Consider the following 25864-nt stretch of genomic DNA (forward strand, 5'->3'; position numbering starts at 1 on the left):
ACTTTGAGGCGCGACACGAGCGCCGCGCCGCAGGGGCGCAGCAACAGACCCAAACGGGCGGACACCATGCAATCCTATCTCGATTTCGAAAAGCCGGTCGCCGATCTCGAAGGCAAGATCGCCGAGCTCAAATCGCTCGCCTCTACGGACCAGGCCGTCTCGATCGAGGAGGAGGTCAACCGGCTTTCGGCCCGCGCCGAAGAGGCGCTCGCCGACATCTACAAGAAGCTCACGCCCTGGCAGAAGACGCAGGTCGCGCGCCATCCGCAGCGCCCGCACTTCTCCGATTACGTCAAGAGCCTCATCACCGAATGGGTACCGCTTGCCGGTGACCGCAAGTTCGGCGAGGACGCAGCGCTGCTCGCCGGCTTCGGGCGGTTCGAGGGCCAGTCGGTCGCGATCCTGGGCCAGGAAAAGGGCTCCAACACCGAAGAGCGGCTGCGGCACAATTTCGGCATGGCGCGGCCTGAAGGCTATCGCAAGGCCGTGCGGCTCATGGACATGGCGGACCGATTCAACATCCCGGTCGTCGCCTTCGTCGATACGGCGGGCGCCTATCCCGGGATCGGCGCCGAGGAGCGCGGGCAGGCAGAGGCCATCGCACGCTCGACCGAAAAATGTCTCGAGCTCGGCGTGCCGAACCTCGCCATCATCATCGGCGAGGGCGGCTCGGGTGGCGCCATCGCCATTGCGACCGCAAATCGGGTGCTGATGATGGAGAACGCCATCTACAGCGTCATCTCGCCCGAAGCTGGCGCCTCGATCCTCTGGCGCGATGCGGCAAAGGCGCAGGATGCGGCCAACAACATGAAGATCACGGCCTCGGACCTTCTGGGCTTCGGGGTCATCGACGGGATCATCTCGGAGCCTGTCGGCGGCGCTCATCGCCATCACGACCAAGTGATGGACGCGACGCGCAGAGCGATCGGCAAGTTCCTCTCGGACTATTCGGGCAAGTCGCGCCTGGAGTTGCGCGAGCAACGGCGGGAAAAATTCCTCTCGATCGGCACGAATCTGGCTTGATCGGACAGGGCCTCAAGGGCCCTATGGGAAGCGCGGGTAAGGAAGTGTTCACCTGCCGCGCATAGACCGGTTGTCAGGCTTAATCGCCCCAAACGCTCCCATAACCCGTCGGACCGAGCCGAATTGAACGCAGTCTTTCGTCGCTTCCTGACCCTCATGATGCTCCTCCTGGCCGCGGGCGCGCTTTCGGCCTGCGGAGGCTTCGTCAAGGGCGACAACCGGCACAACGTGCCATTGCCCAAGGCGCTGGTCTCGCAGATGGCCGCCATCGGTTCGTCGCCGCGCGAGGCGATGATGGTCCGGATCTACAAGCAGGAAAGTGTTCTCGAAGTCTGGAAGCGCACGAGCGCCGGCACCTACAGCCTGCTCAAGAGCTATGAGATCTGCGCCTGGTCGGGAGAGCTCGGGCCCAAATTCGCCGAAGGCGATCGGCAGGCGCCCGAGGGCTTCTACACGATCACTCCGGGTCTGATGCATCCGCGATCGAACTATCACCTCGCCTTCAACACGGGCTTTCCAAACAAGTTCGACCGCGCCCATGGACGGACCGGATCGCATCTGATGGTGCATGGCGACTGCACGTCGGTCGGCTGCTACGCGATGACCGACGAGGGGATCGCGGAAATCTATGCGATCGCGCGTGAGAGCTTTGCGGGCGGCAATCGAAGCTTCCAGCTGCAGATCCTGCCCTTCCGGATGACCGCTACCAATCTTGCCAAGCACGCCAACAGCCCGCACATGCCCTTCTGGCGGAACCTCAAAGAGGGCGCGGACCGGTTCGACATCACCCGCGTGCCACCAAGCTGGGACGTGTGCGAGAAGCGGTACGTATTCGACGTGCCCAATCCCGGCGTAACGGTTCTGGATGCCGCGGCGTCCTGCCCTGCGGGGATCGGGGCTGCCACGATGAGCGCCGCGCTGATGGACAAGCAGGCAGCGGACGAAGCGGCGATTTCGGAAGCCGCTGCGAGGCTTGCCCTGCAGCAGAGCCGGGCCGATGCCGAAGCCGAGCGCGCCGCCCGGGAAAAGGCCGCGATCGCAGCACGTGGCGAGGCGATCGGCGGGTTCTTTACCGGCCTGCTTGGCGGTGGTGGCCAGAACCAGTCCGTCGCGGCCATCCCGAGCGCTCAGCCGGCGCCCTGAAGCCCGGCTCGGGCCGTTCACGCCTAAACCTGAAGACCTGGCGACCATGGCTTGACCCGTGATCATGCCCGTCGGGCCATGACGCGGTGTTCGGCTATTCGCATCCGACTGGCCTCGATCCTCAGCCAGAGCCGCCGCTCAATCTGCCAGATCCAGCCACTGCCGCGCCCTCACGCTCGCCGGAGTGAGCGGGCAAGCCGTCCCACTGCCGCAGGCGCCAGACCCTATGAAAAAGGCCCGGCGCGAGCCGGGCCTTTCGTCTGATCGGGTGAAGCCGTCGTAGCGCTAGAACGCGCCGTGGCAGTGCTTGAACTTCTTGCCCGAGCCGCAGGGGCAGGGGGCGTTGCGCGAGATGTTGCGCGTCAGTTCGGGGTCGAGCGGTTCGAGCGCCGGGTCCCCGGGGGTCGTCGCGCCGAGGGCCTGGGCGATATTGCCGTCCTCGGCATCGTTCTCGCCGGTCAGCGGATCGATGTGAACCTCGCGCGCGCGGGAGAGATCGGGCTGCTGCACCTCGGGCGGGCGCATCTGAATCTCGACATGGCTGAGCTGGGTCGTCACCAGTTCGCGCAGATTGGTCAGCAGCGACTGGAAGAGCTCATAGGCTTCCTGCTTGTATTCGTTGAGCGGATCGCGCTGCGCGAGGCCGCGCCAGCCGATCACCTTGGAGAGATGGTCGAGCGTGACGAGATGGTCGCGCCAGAGCCCGTCGATCGACTGCAGGACGATCGACTTCTCGACCTGGCGCATGATTTCGGAGGTGAAGCGCTCTTCCTTCGACGCCGCCAGGGCATCCGCTGCGGTCACGATGCGCTCGCGCACGATCTCGGGGTCGATGTCGTCTTCCTTGACCCATTCGCTGACCGGAACGTCGACGTTCAGATAGGTCTTTGCCGCCGCTTCGAGCTGCTCGACGTTCCACTGCTCGGGATAGGAGCGCTCCGGGATCGCCTTGGCGATCATGGCGTCGACCACGTCGTGGCGCATCTCGGCAACCGTCTCGGCAACCGATTCCTTGTCCATCAGCTCGAGACGCTGTTCGAAGATCACCTTGCGCTGATCGTTCATCACGTCGTCGTATTTGAGGATGTTCTTGCGGATGTCGAAATTGCGCGCTTCGACCTTGGCCTGCGCGCGCTCGATCGCCTTGGTGACCCAGGGATGGGTGATGGATTCGCCGGGCTCGAGCCCGAGCTTGCCCAGCATGGAATCCATAGAATCCACCGGGAAGATGCGCATGAGATCGTCCTGGAGCGACAGGAAGAACTTCGAATGCCCCGGATCGCCCTGGCGGCCCGAACGGCCACGCAGCTGGTTGTCGATGCGGCGGCTTTCGTGCCGCTCAGTGCCGATGACCATGAGCCCGCCGGCGGCGAGAGCCTTCTGCTTGTCCTCGGCGATGGTGCGCTTGATCTCGGCGATCTTGGCGGCGCGCGCCTCGCCCTCGAGTCCCTCGGTCTCGCGCTCGACGCGCAGCTCGAGATTGCCGCCGAGCTGGATGTCGGTGCCGCGGCCGGCCATGTTGGTGGCGATGGTGATGGCGCCGGGCAGGCCGGCATCACCCACGATATAGGCTTCCTGCTCATGATGGCGCGCGTTCAGCACCTTCATCTCGCCGACATTCTTCTCGCGCAGGAGGTCGGCGAGCATTTCGGACTTTTCGATCGAGGTGGTGCCGACGAGGACCGGCTGCCCGCGCTTCTGGCAGTCGATGATCATCTCGGCGATGGCATCGAACTTCTCCGCAGCGGTGCGGTAGATGGCATCGTCCTCATCGATACGGGCCACCTCGACATTGGTGGGGACGGTGATGACGTCGAGGCCGTAGATGTCGCCGAACTCCTCGGCTTCTGTGGCCGCGGTGCCGGTCATGCCGGCGAGCTTCTTGTAGAGACGGAAATAGTTCTGGAAGGTGATCGAGGCGAGGGTCTGGTTCTCGGGCTGGATCTTGACGTGTTCCTTGGCCTCGAGCGCCTGGTGGAGGCCTTCGGAATAGCGTCGGCCGGGCATCATGCGGCCGGTGAACTCGTCGATGATGACCACTTCGTCATTGCGGACGATGTAGTCCTTGTTCTTCTGGAACATCTTGTGCGCGCGCAGGGCCGAATTGGCATGGTGCACGAGCGCGACGTTCTCGATGTCGTAGAGCGACTCGCCCTTGAGCAGGCCCTCTTCGCGGAGCCTCGCCTCGAGCTTCTCGATACCCTCATCGGTGAAGGTGACGGCGCGCTGCTTCTCGTCGAGCTCAAAATCGCCTTCCCCGATGATCGGGATGATGGCGTCGATGCGCTCATAAAGCGCCGAGCGATCCTCCGACGGGCCCGAGATGATCAGCGGGGTGCGCGCTTCGTCCACGAGGATGGAGTCCACCTCGTCGACGATGGCGTATTCGTGGCCGCGCTGGCTCATCTGGGCGCGCGAGTACTTCATGTTGTCGCGCAGATAGTCGAAGCCGAACTCGTTATTGGTGCCGTAGGTGATGTCGGCGGCGTAGGCGGCCTTGCGCTCGGCATCGCTCAGCCCGTGCACGATGATGCCATAGGAGAGGCCGAGGAAATTGTAGATCTGGCCCATCCAGGCCGCGTCGCGGCGAGCGAGGTAGTCGTTGACGGTGACGACGTGGACGCCCTTGCCGGTGAGCGCATTGAGATAGACCGGAAGCGTCGCGACCAGCGTCTTGCCTTCGCCCGTGCGCATCTCCGCGATGGCGCGGGAATTGAGCACCATGCCGCCGATCAGCTGTACGTCGAAATGGCGCATGCCGAGCACGCGCTTACCGGCCTCGCGCACGGTGGCGAAGGCGGGCACGAGGAGATCCTCGAGCGTGCGCCCCTTGGCCAGCTGATCGCGGAACTCCGCCGTGCGGGCCCGCAATTGCTCGTCGGTCAACTTGGCGAGTTCGGGCTCCAGGGCATTGATGGCATCGACCCTTGCCTGGTAGCGCTTGACCGTGCGGTCATTGGCTGAGCCGAAGAGACGCTTGGCGAGCGCAGCAATTACCATTGCCTGATGTCCTACTCGTGATTGGCACCGGGAGGCTGCCGGCCACTTGGAAGATCGGCGAAACGGGCCTGATCCTGCCCCTTTAATGCTTCTCGCATGCTTTCCTGCAAGGCGTCGAGACATGTAAGAGCGGGCCCTTGGCTTGTCAACGTCAGCAAAATCGGCGACACCAGCGGCCGTTGCGCTCTCGGGGGAAAGCGCCGGTCAAGGAGATACAAGATGAACAGCCTCACCAAGCCCGCTCACCCCGCCCTGATTGCGCGCCTTGCAGGTGCGCTGATGCTCGGCGTCGCGCTGATCGCCGCGCCCGCTGCGTCCGTGGCACAGGATGCAGAGACCACCCAGGCCGCCCCCGAGGCGTCTGATGCACAGGCCGCGCCCGAGGCGCCCAATCCCGATGCCGTGGTCGCCACCGTTGGTGGCGAGACCATCACCGAGGCAGACCTCGCCTTTGCAGCCGAGGACCTCGCCCAGGAGCTTTCCAACATCCCGCCCGCCGAGCGGCGTGCTTTCCTTCTGACCGTGCTCATCGACATGAAGGTCATGGCGAACGCGGCCCGTTCCGAAGGGCTCAACGATACCGAGACCTTCCAGCGCCGGCTCGCCTATCTCGAGGAGCGCGCCCTGCGCCGGGCCTATTTTGCCGACCGGATCACCCCGCAGGTGACCCCCGAGGCCCTGCAGGCCGCCTATGACGCGCTCATCGGCACCATTCCCGCGCAGGAAGAGATCCGCGCGCGGCATATTCTCGTCGAGACCGAGGAAGAGGCCAACGAACTGAAGGCCCAGATCGATGGTGGTGCGTCCTTTGAGGAACTGGCCGTCGAGAACTCGATCGATCCCGGCGCCGCCAATGGTGGCGATCTCGGCTTCTTCCGGCGCGGCATGATGGTTGCCCCCTTCGAGCAGGCCGCCTTCGCGCTCGAGGACGGGCAGGTGTCCGAGCCGGTGCAGAGCCAGTTCGGCTGGCACATCATCCGGCTCGAGGAACGCCGCGACGCCCAGCCGCCCGCGCTCGAGCAGGTGGCGACGCAGCTGCAGCAGCAGGTGCTTTTCGAGGCCTTCGAGACCGAGATGGAGGCCCTCAAGGAGGGCGTCGAGATCGTGATCGAGGATCCTGCGCTCGCTGCTGCCGCAGCCGCTGCCGAAGGCCAGGCGCCCGAGGCCGGCGACGCAGACGCACAAACCGCCCAGTAGACCCAACGCGCCTCTTTCGGGATAACCGCCATGGCCCTGCCCGTCTCTCCGCTCGCGCCGGCGAGCTATCCCGAACTGCCCGAGGTCGCGGGGGTGCGCTTTGCCACCGCCGAGGCGGGCATCAAGTACAAGAACCGCACGGACGTGCTGCTGGTGGCCTTCGAGGAGGGCACCAGCGTCGCCGGCGTCCTCACCCGCTCGCTCTGCCCGTCGGCTGCGGTCGACTGGTGCCGGGAGCGGCTCGCCGGCGGGGTGGCGCGCGGGCTGCTCGTCAATTCGGGCAACGCCAATGCCTTTACAGGAGAGAAGGGCAGGGCGGCGGTCGCCAAATCGGCGCATTTTGCCGCCGAGGCGCTTGGCTGCTCGACCGACGAGATCTTCCTTGCCTCGACCGGCGTCATCGGCGAACCGCTCGATGCAGGCAAGTTCGAGGGGCCGACGCGCGACATGGCGGGCCGGCTTGCGAGCGCCCCGTTCATGGAGCCTGCCCGGGCGATCATGACGACGGACACCTTTCCCAAGCTCGCCACCGCCAGCGTCGAGTTCGACGGCGTGCCGGTCGTGATTTCCGGGATCGCCAAGGGCTCGGGCATGATCGCGCCAGACATGGCGACTATGCTGAGCTTCATCTTCACCGATGCGCCGATCGCGGCGCCGGTTCTGCAGAAGCTCCTGGGCCCTGCCATCGACCGGACGTTCAATGCCATAACGGTCGACAGCGACACTTCGACGTCAGATACCTGCCTCGTCTTTGCCACGGGCAAGGCCGGTATCGAGCCGATCGCGTCCGCCGAGGATCCGCGCGCCGCGATCTTCGCCCAGGCGCTCGAGGACGTGCTGCACGAGCTCGCCATCCTCACCGTCCGGGACGGAGAGGGGGCGACCAAGCTCGTCACGGTCAGTGTAGAGGGCGCCGTCAGCGACCAGAGCGCTTTCAGGATCGGCATGGCGATCGCCAATTCCCCGCTCGTCAAGACGGCCATTGCCGGCGAAGACGCCAATTGGGGGCGCATCGTCATGGCCGTCGGCAAGGCCGGCGAGCCGGCCGAGCGCGACCGGCTCTCGATCGCCTTCGGGGACATCACCGTCGCCGAGAACGGCGAGCGCGCACCGGGCTATGACGAGGCGGCAACGAGCGCCTACATGAAGGGCGACACGCTCGAAATCCGTGTGCGTCTGGGTATGGGCGAGGGGCGGGCGCAGGTCTATACCTGCGATCTGACCCATGGCTACATCACCATCAATGGCGATTACAGAAGCTGAGTGCCCCAGTGACCGAGACCGTGGCGACAGCACGCCCGATCCTGCTGGTGGTCGCCTGCGCGCTCGTTGATGCCGACCGACGCGTGCTCATCGCGCAGCGGCCCGAAGGCAAGTCGCTTGCCGGGCTCTGGGAGTTCCCTGGCGGCAAGCTCGAGCCGGGCGAGAGCCCAGAGGATGCGCTGATCCGCGAGCTCGAAGAGGAGCTCGGCGTCTCCACGAGGACCGCCTGCCTTGCGCCGCTCACCTTTGCGAGCCACGCCTATGAGGGGTTCCACCTGCTGATGCCGCTCTATGTCTGCCGGAAGTGGGAGGGGTTCCCCCAGCCGCGCGAGCATGCTGCGCTCAAATGGGTCCGGCCGCAGGCGCTCCGCGACTACCCCATGCCGCCCGCAGACCTGCCCTTGATCGCGCCGCTCTGCGACCTCCTCTAGCCTTCGGGCCGACCGAGGACGCGCGAAAGACTGACCTCGGCGCTGCCGGGCTTCAGCGGCTTTTGCTGGCTTTCATGTGGCGACCAGCCCGATAGCCAGACGAGCTCGAGGGTCGCCCTGACGCGGCCGTCCTGATCCTCCGCCCGTTCACGATAGGCCTCTGCGGCCCGGCCGAGCAGGGCCCGGCTCACGGGCATCGAGGGGCGTTCGAGAAGCGGGTTACTGGCGCCAAGCGCACGCAATTCCAAAAAGAGCGCGAGCGGATCGGCATAGCGCACGATATGTGTCTCGACATCTGCCACCGGAAGCGCAAATCCGGCACGCTGGAGAAGGCCCGCGGCATCCTTGAGCGGGATCATCGGGGCAACCCTCGCGAAGGCACCGCCATGACGCTCGCTGTCTGCAAGAAGGAACGCCTGGCGCAATTCGCTGAGGGTATCACCCCCGGGGAAGGCGGCGATGAAGAGCCCGTCCGGCGCCAGATGCGCCCGGGTACGGGCAAGATAGCCCGGAACGTCGGTCACCCATTGCAGGTCGAGCAGCGAGACGATGAGATCGTAGTTCCGCCCCGGCAGGGCGAACGCCTCGCCATCCATCGGCGCGGGGCCCGATGCGGTCGCGATATGCTCGAAGGCGATCGGCCCCTTCGCCGAATGCAACTGCGCGGGAAGGCCGGTGACCGCTGGCGCGACGATGACCGCGCGGCTGAAGGCGCGCGTCACCATCGATAGGCGGTCTTCGAGATCGGCGAGAACGAGCCTCAGAACAAAATTCTCGTCGAACCGGCTCGCCTCGATGCGGCGCGCGATGCGGGCACGGTCGAAGATCGGGGTGGGAGCGGGCGGGAGGGTGGCGGGGGTCACGGGCTTGAATTCGCCTCTGCTGGTCGTAAGGTGAAGATATGGAGAGGGGCGCGCCGCTTGTCAAAACCGCCGATCGCATGGCGCGCCTCGCCGGCCGACTTGCGAGCTTGCTGCTCGACCAGTTCTACCCGCCCTTTTGTCTCTCATGCGAAGCGCCCGTCGCCGGCGGCGACGGGGTCTGTGCACGGTGCTTTACAGGATTGCGGGCGATCACTGCTCCGCTCTGCCCCAGGCTTGGCCTGCCCTTCGAGATTGCGCTCGGACCGGATGCGCTCTCGGCCGAAGCCATCGCCGATCCGCCGCCATTCGACCGCGCGCGCTCGGCGGTGCTCTACGGCGCGGTCGCCCAGACCCTTGTGGCGCGGCTCAAATATGGGGACCGGCCCGAACTGGCGAGCTTTTGCGGGCGCATGATGGCCGGGGCAGGACGTGAATTCTGGGCGGCACGTCCGGTGCTCGTGCCGGTGCCGCTTCACCCCAAGCGGCAGTTTTCGCGGCGCTACAACCAGTCCGGCGAACTGGCGCGCGCGATCGCCGCGCAGACCGGGCTCAAGGTCGATCCGCTGGCGCTGCAACGGACACGGCTGACGCGCCAGCAGGTGGGCTTGAGTGCGGTGGGGCGGGCGCGCAACGTGGCGGGCGCGTTCACCGCCCATCCCGATCTCCTGGCACGGCTCGGCGGACGGGGGGTCGTCCTCATCGACGATGTCTACACGACCGGCGCAACGGTCGGTGCCGCGACGCGCGCCCTGCGGCGAGCCGGAGCGGCGTCGGTCGATGTCCTCACCTTCGCGCGCGTGCCCTCAGGCACGGCCTTCGACGGATCGGACTTGCCCGCGGCACCGACCTTGCCCATATGAGGGACGATCTTCTTTAAGGAGCTTTTTCGTGGCCAAGATCGAGATCTACACGACGCCGTCCTGTCCATATTGCCATGCGGCGAAGTCGCTGCTGGAACAGAAGGGCGTGACCTTCGAGGAAATCGACGTGCGTGACAGCGAGATGCGGGCGGCCATGACTCAGCGCGCTCATGGACGGCGCACCGTGCCGCAGATCTTCATCGGAGAGACGCATGTCGGCGGCTATGACGACATGGCGGCCCTCGAGCGCGAGGGCGCGCTCGATCCTCTGCTCGGCTGACCGCCGATGCGGATTGCTGCGCTCCAGATGTGTTCGGCTCCGACGCCCGAGCCCAACCTCGCTGCGCTCGACGCCCTGGTCGGAGACGCGGTTGCCGATGGCGCGCAATATGTGCTGAGCCCCGAGGTGACCGTTGCGTTCGCCGAGAACCGCGAGGGGCTTTCGAAGGTTGCGGCGCCTTATGACGCCAATCCTGCGCTCATTGCCGTTTCGGAGATGGCGCGTCGGCACGGGGTGTGGCTGCATCTGGGTTCACTTGCGGTCGCGCTCGAGGATGGCCGGTTTGCCAACCGCTCCGTGCTGTTCTCGCCACGCGGTGACATCGTTGCCCATTACGACAAGATCCATCTCTTCGATGCGGATCTGCCCGGCGTCGCGGCCTATCGGGAAAGTGCGACCTATCGGGGCGGCGAGCAGGCCGTGACGGCACAGCTTGGGGACGTCACGCTCGGGTTCTCCATCTGCTACGACGTGCGCTTTGCAGCGCTCTTCGGCGCCCTGGCGCGCGCCGGGGCGAGCCTCATTGCCGTGCCGGCCGCGTTCACCGTTCCGACGGGGGAGGCGCATTGGGAGGTGCTGTTGCGCGCCCGTGCGATCGAGACCGGAAGCTACATTATCGCTGCCGCGCAGGGCGGGCGCCATGCCAATGGCCGGAGCACTTATGGGCATTCGATGATCGTCGATCCCTGGGGCAAGATCATCGCGTGCCAGAACCATGACCGTGAGGGCGTGGTGCTCGCAACGCTCGATCCCGAAGCAGTGCTCGCCGCGCGGGCGCGCGTGCCGGCGCTCGCCAATGCCAGACCGTTCGAGCTGCCCGTTGCCGCCGAGGGCTCAAGGCCGTGATCAAATATTCCCTTGTTTGCGACAAGGCCCATGCGTTCGACGCGTGGTTCGCAAGTGCTGCGGCGTTCGATGAACAGAAGGCGCGTGGGATCGTCACCTGTCCGGTGTGCAATTCGGCCGATGTCGGCAAGGCGCTGATGGCGCCTGCCGTTTCGCGGCCGCGGACCGAAAAGAGGAGCGTTGCCGTGCCGCAGGCAGCGCCCGCCATCCCCCCGCAGCTTCTTGAGGCGCTCCGGGCGTTTCGGCGCAAGGTGGTCGAGGATGCCGACTATGTCGGGGAGCGCTTTGCCGAGGAGGCGCGGAAGATCCATTTCGAGGATGCGCCCGAGCGCGGCATCTACGGCGAGGCGACGCGCGAAGAGGTGCATTCGCTGCTCGAGGACGGCATCGACGTCCTGCCGCTCCCGAGCCTGCCCGAAGAGCACAATTGACGCGCGCGGCCCGTCAACCTGTCAGGGGTTGACGGGTAGCTTCTGGCGCTCGACCCATTCCCCGAGCAGTTCGCGTATACTGACGCCGTCCGAGCCATCGAGCAGGGCAGCCGAGACCGACCGCCTGATCGGCTCGAGATCGAGCCCCAGCACCATTTCCTTGATCGGGCCGATCGATGGCGGGCCCATGGACAGCCGCGTCATGCCGATCGCCATCAGGGCCAGGGCCTCCATCGGCTTGCCGGCAAGCTCACCGCACATGGTGAGCGGCAGACCGTAGCGACGGGCCGATTCGACGACGTGCCGCAGCGCGCGCAGGCGCGGCAGGGCGATGGGGTCGTAGCTGCGTGCGACGCGCGGATTGGCCCGGTCCGCTGCGGTGAGGAACTGGACCAGATCGTTCGACCCGATCGAGACGAAATCGGCCTCCGGCATCAGCTGGTCGAGTTCGAAAAGAAGCGAGGGCACTTCGACCATTGCGCCCAGCTCGAGCTTTTCGGGCACCTTTTCTCCGGCACGCCGCAGCCGTTCAACTTCTTTGGCAACCACGAGGCGCGCCTGACGGAATTCCGAGGTTTCGGTCACCATGGGTACGAGGATCTTGAGCGGACGGCCATTGGCCGCCATCAGCAGCGCCCGGACCTGGGTGCGCAGAAGGCCCGGCCGGTCGAGCGCAAGCCTGAGCGAACGCCAGCCCATGGCCGGGTTCTCTTCGACCGCCGAGCGCATATAGGGAACGACCTTGTCGCCACCGATGTCGAGAAGCCGGAAGACGATCGGCTTGTCCCCGACGATCCGCATCGCCTCGGCGTAAAGCTCGATCTGCTCGGACAGGCGCGGCAGCTTGGAGGCGATCATGAATTGCAGTTCGGTGCGGAAGAGCCCGACCCCCACTGCGCCCGTGTCATTGAGCATGGGCAGGTCGGCAACGAGCCCCGAATTGTGCAGAAGCGTAATCTCGATGCCGTCGCGCGTCACCGCCGGCCGGTCGCGCAGCGCAAGGTAATGTGCGCGCCGCTTGGCGGTCAGCCGGACCTTGTCGATATAGGTCTGCTCGACGTCGTTCGTGGGGCGGAGGTGTACGGTGCCCATCGGGCCATCGACGATGATGTCGTCGCCGCTTTCGGACATGGCGACGATGTTGCCCGCCTGCCCTACCGCAACGAGCCCGAGCGAGCGGGCGATGATGGCGACGTGACTTGTGGGACCGCCCTCTTCGAGCACCACGGCGCGGAGCCGCGTGCGGTCGTATTCGAGCAGCTCGGCCGGGCCCAGATTGCGCGCGACGAGGACGGCGTTCTCGGGCAGATCCTTGCGCCCCAGCCCCTGGTGGTCGCCGGTGAGGACGCGCAGGAGCCGGTTAGCGAGGTCGTCGAGATCGTGCAGCCGGTCGCGGATATAGGGGTCGGTCTGGCGCATCATGCGCGCGCGGGTGTCGTTCTGGACGCGCTCGACAGCCGCCTCGGCGGTGAGCCCGTTGTTGATCGCCTCGGTCAACCGGTTCACCCAGCCCCGGTCATGGGCGAACATGCGATAGCTCTCGAGGATCTCGCGGTGCTCTGAGGTCGGCAGCATGTCGCCGTGATCGAGCATGTCGTCGATCGAAAGGCGCATGGTCGCCAGCGCCTCTTCGAGTCGGCGCACTTCCTGCTCGGTGTCCTCGGCGATGAAATTGGTCACGACCACGCGCGGATCGTGCAGCACCACCTGTCCGAGCGCGATGCCATCGGTGAAGCTCGTGCCCGCAAAGGTGCGGGGCCGCCGTAGATCGATGTCGGAGCCAGGCTTGATGAGGCTATCGAAATCGGAGGTGGCGATCATCTCGGCCAGAATCGTGGCGGTGGTCAGCATCGCCTCGATCTCATCCTCGCCGTAGACGCGCCTCTCGGTGTTTTGCACGACGAGTACGCCCAAAGTCTGGCCGGCGCGAAGAACGGGGACGCCCAGGAAGGCGTTGTAGGGGTCTTCTCCCGTTTCGGGGCGATAGGCGAAGGAGGGATGCCGGGGCGCATCGTCGAGGCTCAGCGGCTCGGCCTCGGCGGCGATGAGCCCGACGAGACCTTCCCCGAGCCGGAGCGTCGTCATGTGCACCGCAGATGCCTTTAGCCCGCGCGTGGCGAAGAGCTCGAGCGCGCCATCGTCGCGCAGCACATAGAACGAGCAGACATCGGCCCGCATGTTGTCGGCGATCAGGTTGACGATCTTGTCGAGCCGCTCCTGGGAGGCCAGGGGCTCGGCCATCGTCTCTCGCAATTGCCGCAGGAGCACGCGCGGACCGCTGATCGCTGTGGCCATGATCGAGTTCGCGGCGGGGATCGCCGCCGTCCTTCCCCCTGCCGCGGGGTCGCGGACAGGCTTACTGCTTGTCCAGACCGTAATACGTATGGAGCGCCCTCACCGCAAGCTCGGCGTACTGCTCATCGATGAGCACCGAAGTCTTGATCTCGGAAGTCGTAATCAGCTGGATGTTGATGCCCTTGTCGGCAAGCGCCTTGAACATCGAGGAGGCGACCCCGGCATGGCTGCGCATGCCCACGCCCACGACCGAGATCTTGGCGCCGCCCTTGGAGCCCGAGAGCTTGGCGTATTCGATCCTGTCACCGGCGCCTTCGAGGGTGGCGACAGCCTTGTCGTACTCGCTTTCGGGCACCGTGAAGGTGATGTCGGTCGTTGCGCCATCGTCGGAAATGTTCTGCACGATCATGTCGACGACGATCGACTGGTCGGCAAGCGTACCGAAGATCGCCGCGGCCACGCCGGGCTTGTCCTTGACGTCGCGCAGCGTGATCTTGGCCTCGGACTTGGCGAGCGTCACGCCCGAAACGATCTGCTTTTCCATGATCTCTTCCTCATCGCAAACCAGCGTGCCGGGAATGCCGGGCGTGCCGTCGGGGGCAATCTGTGGGGCGTCGGGGTCATCGAAGGTCGAGCGCACGACAAGGCGCACCTTGTGGGCCATGGCAAGCTCGACCGAACGGATCATCAGCACCTTGGCGCCCAGCGACGCCATTTCTAGCATCTCCTCGAAGGCGATGCGGTTGAGCCGCTGGGCCTTGGGGACGATGCGCGGATCGGTGGTGTAGACGCCGTCGACGTCGGTGTAGATGTCGCAGCGATCCGCACCGACGGCGGCTGCGACGGCAACCGCGCTCGTGTCTGATCCGCCGCGCCCCAGCGTCGTGATGCGGCCCGAGGGCGACACGCCCTGGAAACCGGTGACGACGGGAACGATGCCTTCGGCCATCCGGCTCGTCAGCGCTTCGGGCTCGATCCCGGTAATGCGCGCCGCCCCATGGGCGTCGTCGGTGTGGATCGGCACCTGCCAGCCGGCAAAGGAGCGCGAGGGAATGCCCATGTCGGAAAGCACGATCGCCATCAGGCCTGCGGTCACCTGCTCGCCCGAAGCGACAACGGCATCATATTCGCGGGCATCGTGCAGGCGCGAAGCCGAATTGACCCAGCCCACGAGCTCGTTGGTCTTGCCCGACATCGCAGAAACGACGACGGCGACCTCATTGCCGGCGTCGACCTCTCGCTTCACATGCCGTGCGGCCTGGCGGATGCGTTCGACATCGGCGACCGAGGTGCCGCCGAACTTCATGACGATGCGTGCCAACTGATCTCCCCCGAAAGCCGGCCGGCTGGTGCCGGCGGCGGGTGTGTTCGACGCGCTGGCACATGCCACAAGACGCCGGGAGAGGCAAGGCTGGCCGCTTGTGAACAGAAAGGGAACGTCCTATGATGGCAGACCGCAAGGAATGGAGGATTTTCATGGCCAGCCCCGATGTCGACCCGCGCACACCTCTCATCGCCACCCTGCGCTATCGTGATGCCGATGCGGCGCTCGACTGGCTCAAGAGCGTCTTCGGCTTTAAAGAGCATGCCCTCTACCGCAATGAAGAGGGCACGGTCGCTCATGCCGAGCTTGCATTCGGCAATGGCATGATCATGCTCGGTCCGGTCGCCGACACGCCCTTCGGCAGGTTCATGCGCCAGCCGGGCGATGTTGGCGCGGTGACGATGAGCCTCTATGTCATCGTGCCCGATCCGGACGCTCACCACGCCCGTTCGGTTGCCGCGGGGTTCGAGATCCTGCTGCCGCTGCGGGACGAAAGCTATGGTGGCCGGGAATATTCGGTGAAGGATCCCGAAGGCCATGTATGGACCTTTGGCACTTATGATCCGTATGGGGGGTAGCGTTGCGGGCAATGGGCGCCATGCCGCAGTTGCATTTCGTCCGCCGCCCGCGACAATGGCGACAAAGGAGCCGTTCCCCCGATGCCCGATACGACCATCAATGACGAAGAGGTCGCCAAATTCTCGGCCATGGCCGAGGAATGGTGGAACCCCAATGGCAAGTTCAAGCCGATCCACAAGTTCAATCCGGTACGGCTGGCCTATATCCGGGAGCGGGCGATCGCCCATTTCGGTCTCTCGGACACTGCGCGCGCCCCTTTCGAGGGTCTGAAAATCCTCGATATCGGGTGCGGGGGCGGATTGCTCTGCGAGCCCATGGCGCGGCTCGGCGCCCAGGTCACCGGTGTCGATCCGGCCGAACGGAACGTCGCGATCGCGCGGCTTCATGCCGCCCAGTCCGGGCTCGAGATCGACTATCGCTCGACCACTGCCGAAGCTCTGGCCGCGGCGGGCGAACAGTTCGATATCGTGCTCAACATGGAGGTGGTCGAGCATGTGGACAACGTGCCGCTCTACATGAAGAGCTGCGGGGATCTGGTGAAGCCCGGCGGGCTGCAGTTCGTCGCGACCCTCAACCGGACGCTGCGGGCCTATGCACTCGCCATCGTCGGGGCCGAGCACGTGTTGCGCTGGCTGCCCAAGGGCACCCATGAGTGGAAGAAGTTCATCACGCCCGAAGAGCTCACCGCCCTGATCCAGCGCAACGGCATGCGGGTGACCGAGAAGACCGGGGTCGTCTACCATCCCCTCGAGGACAGCTGGAAGCGTTCGCGCGATCTCGGCGTCAACTACATGGTGCTGGCCGAAAAGCCGGCCTGAGCGCCCATTCATTCCCGTTCGGGCCCCTCGGGGGCCTGACATCGGCGTGCCTTGGGCCTATAGGCATGCTCAATCGATCAGGACGACACTTTCATGGCCACACTTCCCCAGGACAAGCTCGACGCGCTCGAGACACGCTTTTCCTATGTCGAAGCCGCGCTTTCGGGTGGCGCTGCGCCCGAAGACTTCGTCAAGTTCTCCAAGGAACATGCCGAGCTTGCGCCCATCGTGGGGGCCATCACCGCCTACAAGCAGGCGCGCAAGGAGCTTGCGGACGCCCGTACGCTCCTGAGCGGGGGCGATGCGGAGATGCGCGAGATGGCGCAGATGGAGGTCGAGGCGCTCAACGAGCGGATCGAAGCGCTCGAGGGGGAGATCCGCATCCTCCTGCTGCCGCGCGACGAGGCCGACGACAAGAGCGTGATCCTCGAAATCCGCGGCGGGACGGGCGGGGACGAAGCGGCGCTTTTTGCGGGGGATCTCTTTCGCATGTACCAGCGCTATGCCGATCTGCACGGCTGGAAGGTGGCGATCATGGACGAAAGCCCCGGCGAAGTCGGCGGCTACAAGGAAGTGATCGCTTCGATCAACGGCAAGGGCGTCTATGCGCGGCTCAAGTTCGAGAGCGGGGTGCACCGGGTGCAGCGCGTGCCTGCGACCGAAGCGTCGGGGCGCATCCACACCTCGGCGGCGACGGTGGCGGTGCTGCCCGAGGTCGAGGAGATCGACGTCGACATCAAGCCCGAGGACATCCGCATCGACACCATGCGCGCCTCCGGCGCTGGTGGCCAGCACGTCAACACCACCGATTCGGCGGTGCGCATCACTCACATTCCGTCCGGTATCGTCGTGACCTCGGCCGAAAAGAGCCAGCACCAGAACCGAGCAACGGCGATGAAGGTGCTCCGCGCCCGGCTCTATGAGGAACAGCGCAATGCGCGCGATAGCGCGAGGGCGGAAGCGCGGCGTGACCAGGTGGGATCGGGCGATCGCTCGGAACGCATCCGGACCTATAACTTTCCGCAGGGCCGGGTGACCGACCATCGGATCAATCTCACCCTCTACAAGCTCGACAAGGTGATCGTGGGGGAGGCGCTCGATGAATTGATCGAAGCGCTGATCACCGAGAACCAGGCCGCGCAGCTGGCGGCGATGGAGCGCCAGTCCTGAGCTCGATCCCGGTCGGACGGGCCTGGCGGGCGGTGCGGGACCGGTTCCGCGCGGCCGGCCTGCCGACGCCGGAACTCGATGCGCGGCTCCTTGCGGAGAAAGCTTTTGGGCTTGGCCGGCTCGCCCTGGTGCAGCATGAAGCGGAGATCGCAGATCCTGCGGCTCTCGCCCGGCTGGACGCCCTCGCCGAGAAGCGCCTCGCAGGCATGCCGGTCGAGCGACTTCTGGGTGAGAAGGGCTTTTACGGCCGCAGCTTCGCGCTCTCCCCGGACACGCTCGGACCACGTCCCGAGACCGAGATGCTGGTCGAGATCGGCCTTGGTGCGCTCGGGGGAAAGGCGGCGCCGCGCATTCTCGACCTCGGCACGGGAAGCGGCGCGATCATCGTTTCGCTGCTCGCCGAACGCCCGGACGCAAACGGGGTTGCGACCGATCTGAGCCCAGGTGCGATCGAGGCTGCGCGGGCCAATGCAGGCCGGCATGGCGTTCTCGATCGGCTGGCGCTGAGACACGGGTCCTGGTTCGCGCCTATGGCGGCGGACGAACGCTTCGCTCTCATCGTCTCGAACCCGCCCTATATCGAGACCGACGCGATCTTAGATCTCGGGATCGAGGTGCGCGAGCATGATCCGCTCCTGGCGCTCGATGGCGGGCCGGACGGGCTCGACGCCTATCGCACAATCCTCGAGGGGGCACGCGCACATCTGGAACCAGGCGCGCCGCTCCTTGTCGAGATCGGCAGCGGGCAGGGGGATGCCGTTTCAGCGCTGTTCGTTGCGGCAGGCTTTGCTGGGGTTGCGGTCAGAAAGGATCTGGCCGGGCTTGATCGGGTGGTGATCGGACACCATTTCTGAGCGGACGCGCACACATGGCCGTGTCTTTGGGCATTTTCTGCTTGGAATGGTGCGGCGAACAGGGTAGCTTCCAAGTGCTGTCCAAGGCGCGTCAGGGGTGCCGAGGTGACGGCCACCCGCTCATCGGCATATGCCCACGCAGTCCCGGACCGACAGTCCGGACGGGTCCGACGAGACAAAGTGGTTCAACCGCACAGCTCCGGATATTCGATCATACCTGCGACCCATCGCGGCTGGCTCGGCAAGGAGCCACAAGGTTTGCAGCGAGTACGCCGATGGTTCCGGCCATCGACCCCGCCAGGCTCACTTCCAAGGTTTGAAGCGATACGATGAGACCCAACCAGCAGAACAACAAGAACCGTTCTCGCGGCAGGAACAACAATGGCGGGCGCAAGCACGTCAATCCGCTCTCACGCAATTTCGAGAGCAATGGTCCGGACGTGAAGGTGCGCGGCAACGCCGCCCACATCGCCGAGAAATACGTGCAGCTGGCCCGCGACGCGCAGGCGTCGGGCGATTCGGTGATGGCGGAGAATTATTTCCAGCACGCCGAGCATTATTTCCGCATCGTGTCGGCCGCGCAGCCCCAGGGCGCGCAGCGTTCTGACCAGTTCGGACAGGATGGCGACGATGATTTCGACGGTGATGACGGCGGATCGGACGGGCTCGAGCAGCACGCCCGTATTCCCGAAGAGCAGCCCCGTCAGGAGAATCGCGAACGTCGCGAGCGGCGTCCGCGTGATGACCGTCCGCAGGACGAGCGCGCCGCCGAAAAGGTAGCGGCAGAAAAGCCGGCGCAGACCGATGCTCCTGCCGATGCCGGTGCACCCCAGGATGTTGCCGCCGAGGCCAAGCCCGCAGAGGGCGAGGAGGGCGAACGCCGGCCACGCGAGCGCCGTCCGCGCCGGCGGCGTACGGCAGTTGCCGAGGGCGCGGCTGCAGATGCCTCGGGCCCGCAGCCCGAACTCGGTGAACTCCCGGCCTTCATCACCGCAGGGGGGACGTCCACGGCAGCCGAATAGCTGCCCTGGCAATGGATTTGAGAAGGCCGGGCCATGCGCCCGGCCTTTTTGCTTTGATCGGAGGCGGTGCCTCTTTTTCCGGTCCCGCCCGCACCTATATCTCCCTTGAAGACGGCGCGCCGCATATGGGCGCCGGCCAGGGCGCCGCGCCTCGTGCCGCATACGGGCGGGCCGGCCGCGAAAGGAGAGATCGATGAACATCGAAAAATACACCGAGAGGGCCCGCGGCTTCATCCAGTCGGCGCAGACGCTGGCGCTGGGCCGGGGGCATCAGCAGTTCACCCCGCTGCACCTTTTGAAGGTGCTGCTCGACGACGACCAGGGCATGGCCGATGGGTTGATCGCCCGGTCGGGCGGCGATGCGAAATCTGCCCGTGCGGCCGTCGAGGCCGGGCTTGCGAAAATCCCGAGCGTCTCCGGCGATTCGGGCCAACTCTATCTGGGGCGCGAGCTCGCGCGCGTTTTCGAAACCGCCGAGAGCGCGGCCCAGAAAGCGGGCGACAGTTTTGTAACCGTGGAGCGGCTGCTTCTGGCGCTGGTTGTCGAAAAGGACAGCGATGCCGGGCGCATTCTGGCGTCCGCGGGTGTTACGCCCCAGGCCCTCAATGAAGCGATCAACGCCATCCGCAAGGGCCGGACCGCCGATACCGCATCGGCCGAGCAGGGCTATGACGCGCTCAAGAAATATGCGCGGGACCTCACCGCCGATGCGCGCGAAGGCCGGCTCGATCCCGTGATCGGGCGCGACGAGGAAATCCGCCGCACCATCCAGGTGCTGAGCCGCCGCACCAAGAACAATCCCGTGCTGATCGGCGAACCCGGTGTCGGCAAGACCGCGATCGCGGAGGGCCTCGCCATCCGTATCGTCAATGGCGACGTTCCCGAATCGCTCAAGAACAAGGCCCTGCTCGCGCTCGACATGGGCGCGCTGATTGCCGGGGCAAAATATCGCGGCGAGTTCGAAGAGCGCCTCAAGGCCGTGCTGAGCGAGATCGACGCGGCAGAGGGCCAGGTGATCCTCTTCATCGACGAGATGCACACGCTGGTCGGCGCCGGTAAGGCGGATGGAGCGATGGATGCGTCCAACCTCCTCAAACCGGCGCTTGCCCGTGGCGCCCTTCACTGCGTGGGGGCGACGACGCTCGACGAATATCGCAAACATGTGGAAAAGGACGCGGCGCTCGCCCGGCGTTTCCAGCCCGTTTTCGTCGATGAACCCACGGTAGAGGATACGATCTCCATCCTGCGCGGGCTCAAGGAGAAATACGAGCTTCACCACGGCATCCGGATTTCGGATTCGGCGCTGGTGAGCGCGGCAACGCTTTCGAACCGCTACATCACCGACCGCTTCCTGCCCGACAAGGCCATCGACTTGATGGACGAGGCGGCGGCCCGCATGCGCATGGCGGTCGACAGCAAGCCCGAAGCACTCGACGAACTCGATCGGCGCATCATGCAATTGAAGATCGAGCGCGAGGCGCTGCGCAAGGAGCCCGACGAGGCCTCGAAGGCGCGGCTCGTGCGGCTCGAGGCGGATCTTGCCGGTCTCGAGGAAGACGCCCAGTCGCTCTCACAGCGCTGGATGGCCGAGAAGGAGAGGCTTTCCGGCAGCCAGAAGCTGAAGGAAGAGCTCGACAAGGCCCGCAGCGAACTCGAAATCGCGCAGCGCCGGGGCGATCTGGCGCGTGCCGGCGAGCTGGCCTATGGGGTGATCCCGGATCTCGAAAAGCGGATCGTTGCCGCCGAATCGGCCCCGGAAGGTGCTGCCGAGGGCGCCTCCATGGTCGAAGAGGTCGTCTCACCCACCCATATCGCGCAGGTGGTGTCGCGGTGGACCGGCATTCCGGTCGACCGCATGCTCGAGGGTGAGCGGGAAAAGCTCCTTCACATGGAAGAGACGCTCGGCAGTCGCGTCATCGGCCAGGCCGAAGCGGTCGCGGCGGTCTCCAAGGCCGTGCGGCGCGCGCGGGCAGGCCTACAGGATCCGAACCGGCCGATCGGCTCGTTCATGTTCCTCGGACCCACCGGCGTCGGCAAGACCGAACTTACCAAGGCGCTCGCGCAGTTCCTTTTCGACGACGAGACCGCAATGGTTCGGCTCGACATGTCCGAGTTTATGGAAAAGCACTCCGTCGCACGGCTGATCGGCGCGCCTCCGGGCTATGTGGGATATGACGAGGGCGGGGTGCTGACCGAAGCCGTTCGCCGCCGTCCCTACCAGGTGATCCTCTTCGACGAGATCGAAAAGGCGCATCCGGATGTGTTCAACATCCTTCTGCAGGTGCTCGATGATGGTCGGCTGACGGATGGGCAGGGGCGCACTGTGGACTTCCGCAACACGCTGATCATTCTCACCTCCAATCTGGGATCGGACTATCTCTCCCAGCTCGGCGAGGGCGAATCGGTGGAGCTCGTTCGCGGCAAGGTGCTCGATACGGTCAAGGCCGCCTTCCGGCCCGAATTCCTCAACCGGCTCGACGAGATCCTGCTCTTCCACCGCCTCGACCGCAGCCATATGGGCGCGATCGTCGATATCCAGTTCGGGCGGTTGAAGGCGCTGCTGAAGGATCGCGACATCACGCTGACGATGACCCCCGAAGCGCGGCAATGGCTTGCCGACGAGGGCTATGACCCCGCCTATGGCGCACGTCCGCTCAAGCGGGTGATCCAGCGTCAGGTGCAGGACGGGCTCGCCGAGGAAATCCTCGCCGGCACCATCTCGGATGGGATGAACGTTCTTGTCGATGTGGGCAGCGAGGGGCTGTCCCTCCGCCCGATCGCAGGCGATACGGTCAGCGACGCAGCCTGAACGGTGTTCAAGGGGAGAGGCCATGGCTTCTCCCCTTGACCATTCCTGAATTGCCATCTAGAACAAATCAGGAACATATTGGTGATGATCGATGCATGCGCGGATCGACTATCTCGAGTTGCCGAGTGCCGATGGCGAGGCGAGCGTTGCTTTTTTCGAGGCTGCTTTCGGCTGGGCGCGGATCGACTACGGGCCTGACTATGCCGGGCTTGGCGGCGCGGGACTGGAGACCGGTATCGATTCGAGCGTCGGCCGCGTGGCGGCACCGCTACCGGTCATCCGTGTCGGTGACCTCGACGCCGCCGAGGTGTCGATCCGCAACGCAGGTGGCGTTGTGACGAGGGAGCAGTTCGATTTTCCGGGGGGACGACGGTTTCATTTCCGCGAGCCGGGCGGTGTCGAACTGGCGGTCTATCGGGACGCGTCTGCCTGACCCGAGCGCGAGGCGGTTGCGATCGGGCAAGCGCCCGGGCTGCCGCCGCAGAGCTCAGCGCGAGCCGTCGGCCACAGTGATCGGCGCGGGATCGCGCTGCATCAGGTCGCGCACCTGCGCGATCGACTGGCGGAAATCCTGCTCGAACTGAGGAGGCAGACTCTTGTCGCGGGGCAAGCGAACGCTGAGGGGATCGACGAACCGGCCGTTGACCTTGATCTCGAAGTGCAGGTGGTTGCCGGTCGAATTGCCGGTCGACCCCACATAGCCGATGATCTGCCCCTGGCGCACACGCGTGCCGGGGGAAATACCGTCGGCAATACGGCTCATATGGGCATAGGCGGTTTCGAAACCGTTGACGTGTTCGATTTCCACATAGCGCCCATAGCCCGATACCCATTGTGCCCGGCCCACGGTGCCGTCGCCCGCCGCAAAGATCGGCGTGCCTGCGCGCGCGGCAAAATCGGTGCCGGTGTGAAGCCGGCGCGTCTTGAAGATCGGGTGAACGCGATAGCCGAATCGGCTCGAGAGCCGCCCGCCGCCCTCGAGCGGCCGGCGGATCAGGAAGCGTTTCCCGGTCTCGCCGTCGGCATCGTAGAAGTCGACGACCCCATCGGGGGTCCGGTAGCGGAAGAGCTCGCGCTTGGTACCGCCAAGATTGATGGAGACGTAGAGAAGGTCGCGGTTACCGGCGTCGTCTTCGGGCGTCTGCAGGATTTCGATGGTGTCGCCCGGAGCGATGCGCCGCGTCATTTCCACATCATAGGCGAACATCGCGATGATGCGTTCGGTAGTGGCGTCGTCGAGGTCGTGCTTGCGCGCCGTCTCCCAGATCGAGCGATAAACGCTCGGCAGGTTGGCGACGTTGATCTCTTCGGTATCTTCCTCGGGAAACTCGATTTCGCTCGGGGCGATGCCGAGCACATACTGCCCGCGATCGGTAAGGGCCACGGTGACCGCATGCTTGTCGGTATTCGTGACGCGGTCGTTGACGTATATGCTCATCCGGTAGGGGATGAGCGTGTCCGAGGTGCGCGAAGGCCCGAACAGGATGCGGAGCCGGGCACCGGCAGGCAGGGTGGTCGAGGGATAGACGTTCCGCAGCGTTGCGCCGATCGCCGAAATCATCTGGTTGGTGAAGCCGTTCTTGAGGAGAATCTCCTCGATCGGCGCCGCCTCCCGGACAGTCAGGATGCGCTCGGTGCGCCCGAGCCCCGATTCTTCGGCGAGCGTGGTCTTGGGCAGCACGGTGACGTTTTCCGCAATGCCTGAAATCGCATTGCCCGAAACGATGCCGAGATCGCGCAGGCCCTCATTTGCCGGCGCATAGGCGAGCGAGGTTTCGAGCAGGCCTTCGCTAAAAACGTTCTCGACGCTCATGCGCACGAACTGCGCGGCGCTCTGGTCGGAGATCGCGCGCGGGGGCACGAGGGTCATCGGCAGCGCGGCGAGGCGGATGGAGACTTCGCCCTCGACATCTACATCGGCGCTGTAAATCTGGGTCGCGCCGCCATCATCATCGCTTTCGGTGATGGGCTCGTTGGCGCTGAGGATGGCGACGGGGTCGTAGCCGGGGACGTCATCCGATAGCGAAGTCGCGGCCGTCGCCAGGGTCGCGCGGAGCCGCACGAAAGGCTGGCGGCGGATCATGTCACGACCGTCGACGTTCTCGCGGATCGAAGCCTCGATGATCTCGCGCTCGGAGCGGGTCTGCGCGATGGGCCGGACGCGATCGGTCTTGCTGCGCAGGTCGGTCGCCGTGGGCGCACCCACATTATAGACGTTCAGCGCTTCATAGGCGGTCGAAAAAGTGTCCTGTCCCTCAAAGGAGACGTAGAGCGCCGCGCCCATGAGCAGGACGCTGGTCAGCCCCGTCATCACGGTGCCGGTGAGCCAGGCGAAGCTCAACTCGCGACCATGGGGGATTTCCCCATCGGTCGACTGCACGGTCAGTGCCGGCCCATCCTCATAGCCGCTCGCCTTGAGCAGAGCGGCATGGCGATTGCGTTGCGCTGGGTTCACCCCTGATCCTAACGAAGCTGACCCTACCCGTGTCGAAGGCCCGTGACCGCCGCTAAACGGCGGAAAAGGAATCGCAAGCGCTCGCATGCGAGTCAAGACCGCGACGGGGTTACCCAATGGCCATACAATGCGGCGAAACTTGGTTACCTGGACCTTGAGCGCTCTGAAGGTGCGCGCGCCAGAACGATCACGCGTCATATAAGGGAGGCTGATAGTCGCCACAGGATACCGGATGCGGATCAGGGAAGACGGATCAGGCGGATCTGAGGAGCCCGGTTCAGGGGAGCGTGGCATCTCCAAATCGCAGAATCGCATTTTGTGTCGTTTTCGTCATTTGGCGTGTTGACAGGTTTCGGAGGGCTCCGTATAAGCCGCCCATCGCTGAGGCGCCGGCGCGGAAACGCGGTGACGACCAAAGCAAGCCCCTGATAATCAAGCCGAAATTTGGTTCTCAGGTTCGACGATCGAAAGTTTCGAAAGTCGAAAAAACCGGGTTGACTGGGCCGGATGGTCTGAGTATAACCCGCCCACTGCTGGCGACGTTGAGCGAGTTGCTCCCACTGTCTGGCGGTTTTCTGAAAGGGCAGGTCTGCTGCCGGGTGACCGGATGGTAGGTTGTGTTCTGCGGAATTTGGAGGTTTTGCCTTCGATGACGTTACGCTCCTTTTTGGGGTTGTNACGATCGAAAGTTTCGAAAGTCGAAAAAACCGGGTTGACTGGGCCGGATGGTCTGAGTATAACCCGCCCACTGCTGGCGACGTTGAGCGAGTTGCTCCCACTGTCTGGCGGTTTTCTGAAAGGGCAGGTCTGCTGCCGGGTGACCGGATGGTAGGTTGTGTTCTGCGGAATTTGGAGGTTTTGCCTTCGATGACGTTACGCTCCTTTTTGGGGTTGTGAGGTCGGCTCTTTGACATTGTGAAGATTGAAGAAAGAGAAACGTGGACGGCGAGTGGTCTTGCGAGACCTGCCGGGGCTGAGGCTCTGGTTTGGTTTTAATCGACAACGACGGTGCTACGTTTCTTTAAGAGGTACACTTTTGCTTGGACGCCTTTTGGTGTTTGAGCGTTGTGTGTCCTCGTCAATGCAAACGTGCATGCGTCGACTATAGTCAGATTTCAAACTTGAGAGTTTGATCCTGGCTCAGAACGAACGCTGGCGGCAGGCTTAACACATGCAAGTCGAACGCCCTCTTCGGAGGGAG

The 25864-nt window shown here is 64.9% G+C and carries 21 protein-coding genes and 1 rRNA gene; 17 read left to right on the forward strand and 5 right to left on the reverse strand.

Annotated elements, in window-relative coordinates; all coding sequences use genetic code 11:
• Positions 1-66: 66 nt before the first annotated feature.
• Positions 67-1023, forward strand: a complete 957-nt coding sequence (locus EMQ25_RS15195) for an acetyl-CoA carboxylase carboxyltransferase subunit alpha (protein ID WP_127189442.1) — start codon at positions 67-69, stop codon at positions 1021-1023.
• A 123-nt stretch (positions 1024-1146) separates the two neighbouring features.
• Positions 1147-2166, forward strand: a complete 1020-nt coding sequence (locus EMQ25_RS18205) for a L,D-transpeptidase family protein (RefSeq protein WP_192895677.1) — start codon at positions 1147-1149, stop codon at positions 2164-2166.
• A 285-nt stretch (positions 2167-2451) separates the two neighbouring features.
• On the opposite strand, the gene secA is transcribed toward EMQ25_RS18205, so the two are convergent.
• Positions 2452-5166 (reverse strand): preprotein translocase subunit SecA, encoded by a 2715-nt coding sequence (gene secA / locus EMQ25_RS15205; RefSeq protein WP_127189443.1) that lies wholly within the window; start codon positions 5164-5166, stop codon positions 2452-2454.
• A gap of 219 nt (positions 5167-5385) precedes the next feature.
• Between secA and EMQ25_RS15210 the strand changes: the two genes are divergently transcribed.
• Genes EMQ25_RS15210 through EMQ25_RS15220 form a run of 3 tightly spaced genes read left to right on the forward strand, consistent with a single transcriptional unit; the run spans position 5386 to position 8057 of the window.
• Positions 5386-6363: a peptidylprolyl isomerase gene (locus EMQ25_RS15210; RefSeq protein ID WP_158626104.1), complete on the forward strand. Its 978-nt coding sequence runs from the start codon at positions 5386-5388 to the stop codon at positions 6361-6363.
• Between the two features lie 30 nt (positions 6364-6393).
• Entirely contained in the window at positions 6394-7626 is a 1233-nt protein-coding gene (gene argJ / locus EMQ25_RS15215; protein ID WP_127189445.1) for a bifunctional glutamate N-acetyltransferase/amino-acid acetyltransferase ArgJ, read from the forward strand.
• An 8-nt stretch (positions 7627-7634) separates the two neighbouring features.
• Positions 7635-8057, forward strand: coding sequence for a (deoxy)nucleoside triphosphate pyrophosphohydrolase (locus EMQ25_RS15220; RefSeq protein WP_244606610.1), 423 nt, complete (start codon positions 7635-7637; stop codon positions 8055-8057).
• Here EMQ25_RS15220 and EMQ25_RS15225 read toward each other — a convergent pair.
• Positions 8054-8920, reverse strand: coding sequence for a methyltransferase domain-containing protein (locus EMQ25_RS15225; protein WP_127189446.1), 867 nt, complete (start codon positions 8918-8920; stop codon positions 8054-8056). The genes EMQ25_RS15220 and EMQ25_RS15225 overlap by 4 nt on opposite strands.
• Before the next feature lie 77 nt (positions 8921-8997).
• Between EMQ25_RS15225 and EMQ25_RS15230 the strand changes: the two genes are divergently transcribed.
• From EMQ25_RS15230 to EMQ25_RS15245, 4 genes are read left to right on the forward strand one after another with little or no spacing between them, the layout of a single operon-like run.
• Positions 8998-9780: a ComF family protein gene (locus EMQ25_RS15230; RefSeq protein ID WP_127189447.1), complete on the forward strand. Its 783-nt coding sequence runs from the start codon at positions 8998-9000 to the stop codon at positions 9778-9780.
• Between the two features lie 28 nt (positions 9781-9808).
• Positions 9809-10060 (forward strand): glutaredoxin 3, encoded by a 252-nt coding sequence (gene grxC / locus EMQ25_RS15235; RefSeq protein WP_127189448.1) that lies wholly within the window; start codon positions 9809-9811, stop codon positions 10058-10060.
• A gap of 6 nt (positions 10061-10066) precedes the next feature.
• Positions 10067-10906, forward strand: a complete 840-nt coding sequence (locus EMQ25_RS15240; protein WP_127189449.1) for a carbon-nitrogen hydrolase family protein — start codon at positions 10067-10069, stop codon at positions 10904-10906.
• Positions 10903-11337 carry a DUF1178 family protein gene (locus EMQ25_RS15245; protein ID WP_127189450.1) on the forward strand — a complete coding sequence of 145 codons (435 nt, stop codon included), beginning with the start codon at positions 10903-10905 and terminating at the stop codon, positions 11335-11337. Before EMQ25_RS15240 ends, EMQ25_RS15245 begins: the two co-directional genes overlap by 4 nt.
• A 21-nt stretch (positions 11338-11358) precedes the next feature.
• Here EMQ25_RS15245 and ptsP read toward each other — a convergent pair whose 3' ends face one another.
• Positions 11359-13632, reverse strand: coding sequence for a phosphoenolpyruvate--protein phosphotransferase (ptsP, locus tag EMQ25_RS15250; protein ID WP_127189451.1), 2274 nt, complete (start codon positions 13630-13632; stop codon positions 11359-11361).
• Positions 13633-13693: 61 nt separating this feature from the next.
• Positions 13694-14953, reverse strand: a complete 1260-nt coding sequence (locus EMQ25_RS15255) for an aspartate kinase (RefSeq protein WP_192895678.1) — start codon at positions 14951-14953, stop codon at positions 13694-13696.
• A gap of 155 nt (positions 14954-15108) precedes the next feature.
• Between EMQ25_RS15255 and EMQ25_RS15260 the strand changes: the two genes are divergently transcribed.
• The 7 genes from EMQ25_RS15260 to EMQ25_RS15290 all read left to right on the forward strand — a co-directional run bounded on the left by EMQ25_RS15260 (position 15109) and on the right by EMQ25_RS15290 (position 22641).
• Positions 15109-15534, forward strand: coding sequence for a VOC family protein (locus EMQ25_RS15260; protein WP_127189452.1), 426 nt, complete (start codon positions 15109-15111; stop codon positions 15532-15534).
• Between the two features lie 81 nt (positions 15535-15615).
• Positions 15616-16353: a bifunctional 2-polyprenyl-6-hydroxyphenol methylase/3-demethylubiquinol 3-O-methyltransferase UbiG gene (gene ubiG / locus EMQ25_RS15265; protein ID WP_127189453.1), complete on the forward strand. Its 738-nt coding sequence runs from the start codon at positions 15616-15618 to the stop codon at positions 16351-16353.
• 93 nt (positions 16354-16446) lie between these two features.
• Complete coding sequence (gene prfA, locus EMQ25_RS15270; RefSeq protein ID WP_127189454.1) at positions 16447-17523, forward strand: peptide chain release factor 1; 1077 nt, start codon at positions 16447-16449, stop codon at positions 17521-17523.
• A gap of 32 nt (positions 17524-17555) precedes the next feature.
• Positions 17556-18377, forward strand: coding sequence for a peptide chain release factor N(5)-glutamine methyltransferase (gene prmC / locus EMQ25_RS15275; protein ID WP_244606611.1), 822 nt, complete (start codon positions 17556-17558; stop codon positions 18375-18377).
• A 329-nt stretch (positions 18378-18706) separates the two neighbouring features.
• A complete protein-coding gene (locus EMQ25_RS15280) occupies positions 18707-19399 on the forward strand; it encodes a DUF4167 domain-containing protein (protein WP_127189456.1) in 693 nt (230 codons plus the stop codon).
• Between the two features lie 193 nt (positions 19400-19592).
• On the forward strand, positions 19593-22208 hold the full coding sequence (clpB, locus tag EMQ25_RS15285; RefSeq protein WP_127189457.1) for an ATP-dependent chaperone ClpB: 2616 nt from the start codon (positions 19593-19595) through the stop codon (positions 22206-22208).
• A gap of 91 nt (positions 22209-22299) precedes the next feature.
• Complete coding sequence (locus EMQ25_RS15290; RefSeq protein WP_127189458.1) at positions 22300-22641, forward strand: VOC family protein; 342 nt, start codon at positions 22300-22302, stop codon at positions 22639-22641.
• A gap of 54 nt (positions 22642-22695) precedes the next feature.
• On the opposite strand, the gene EMQ25_RS15295 is transcribed toward EMQ25_RS15290, so the two are convergent.
• Positions 22696-24663, reverse strand: a complete 1968-nt coding sequence (locus EMQ25_RS15295; RefSeq protein WP_158626105.1) for a M23 family metallopeptidase — start codon at positions 24661-24663, stop codon at positions 22696-22698.
• Between the two features lie 1117 nt (positions 24664-25780).
• Here EMQ25_RS15295 and EMQ25_RS15300 point away from each other — a divergent pair.
• Positions 25781-25864 (forward strand): 16S ribosomal RNA (locus EMQ25_RS15300); the annotation flags it as partial.

Source organism: Arsenicitalea aurantiaca (assembly GCF_003994485.1).
GTDB classification, from domain to species: Bacteria; Pseudomonadota; Alphaproteobacteria; order Rhizobiales; family Devosiaceae; genus Arsenicitalea; species Arsenicitalea aurantiaca.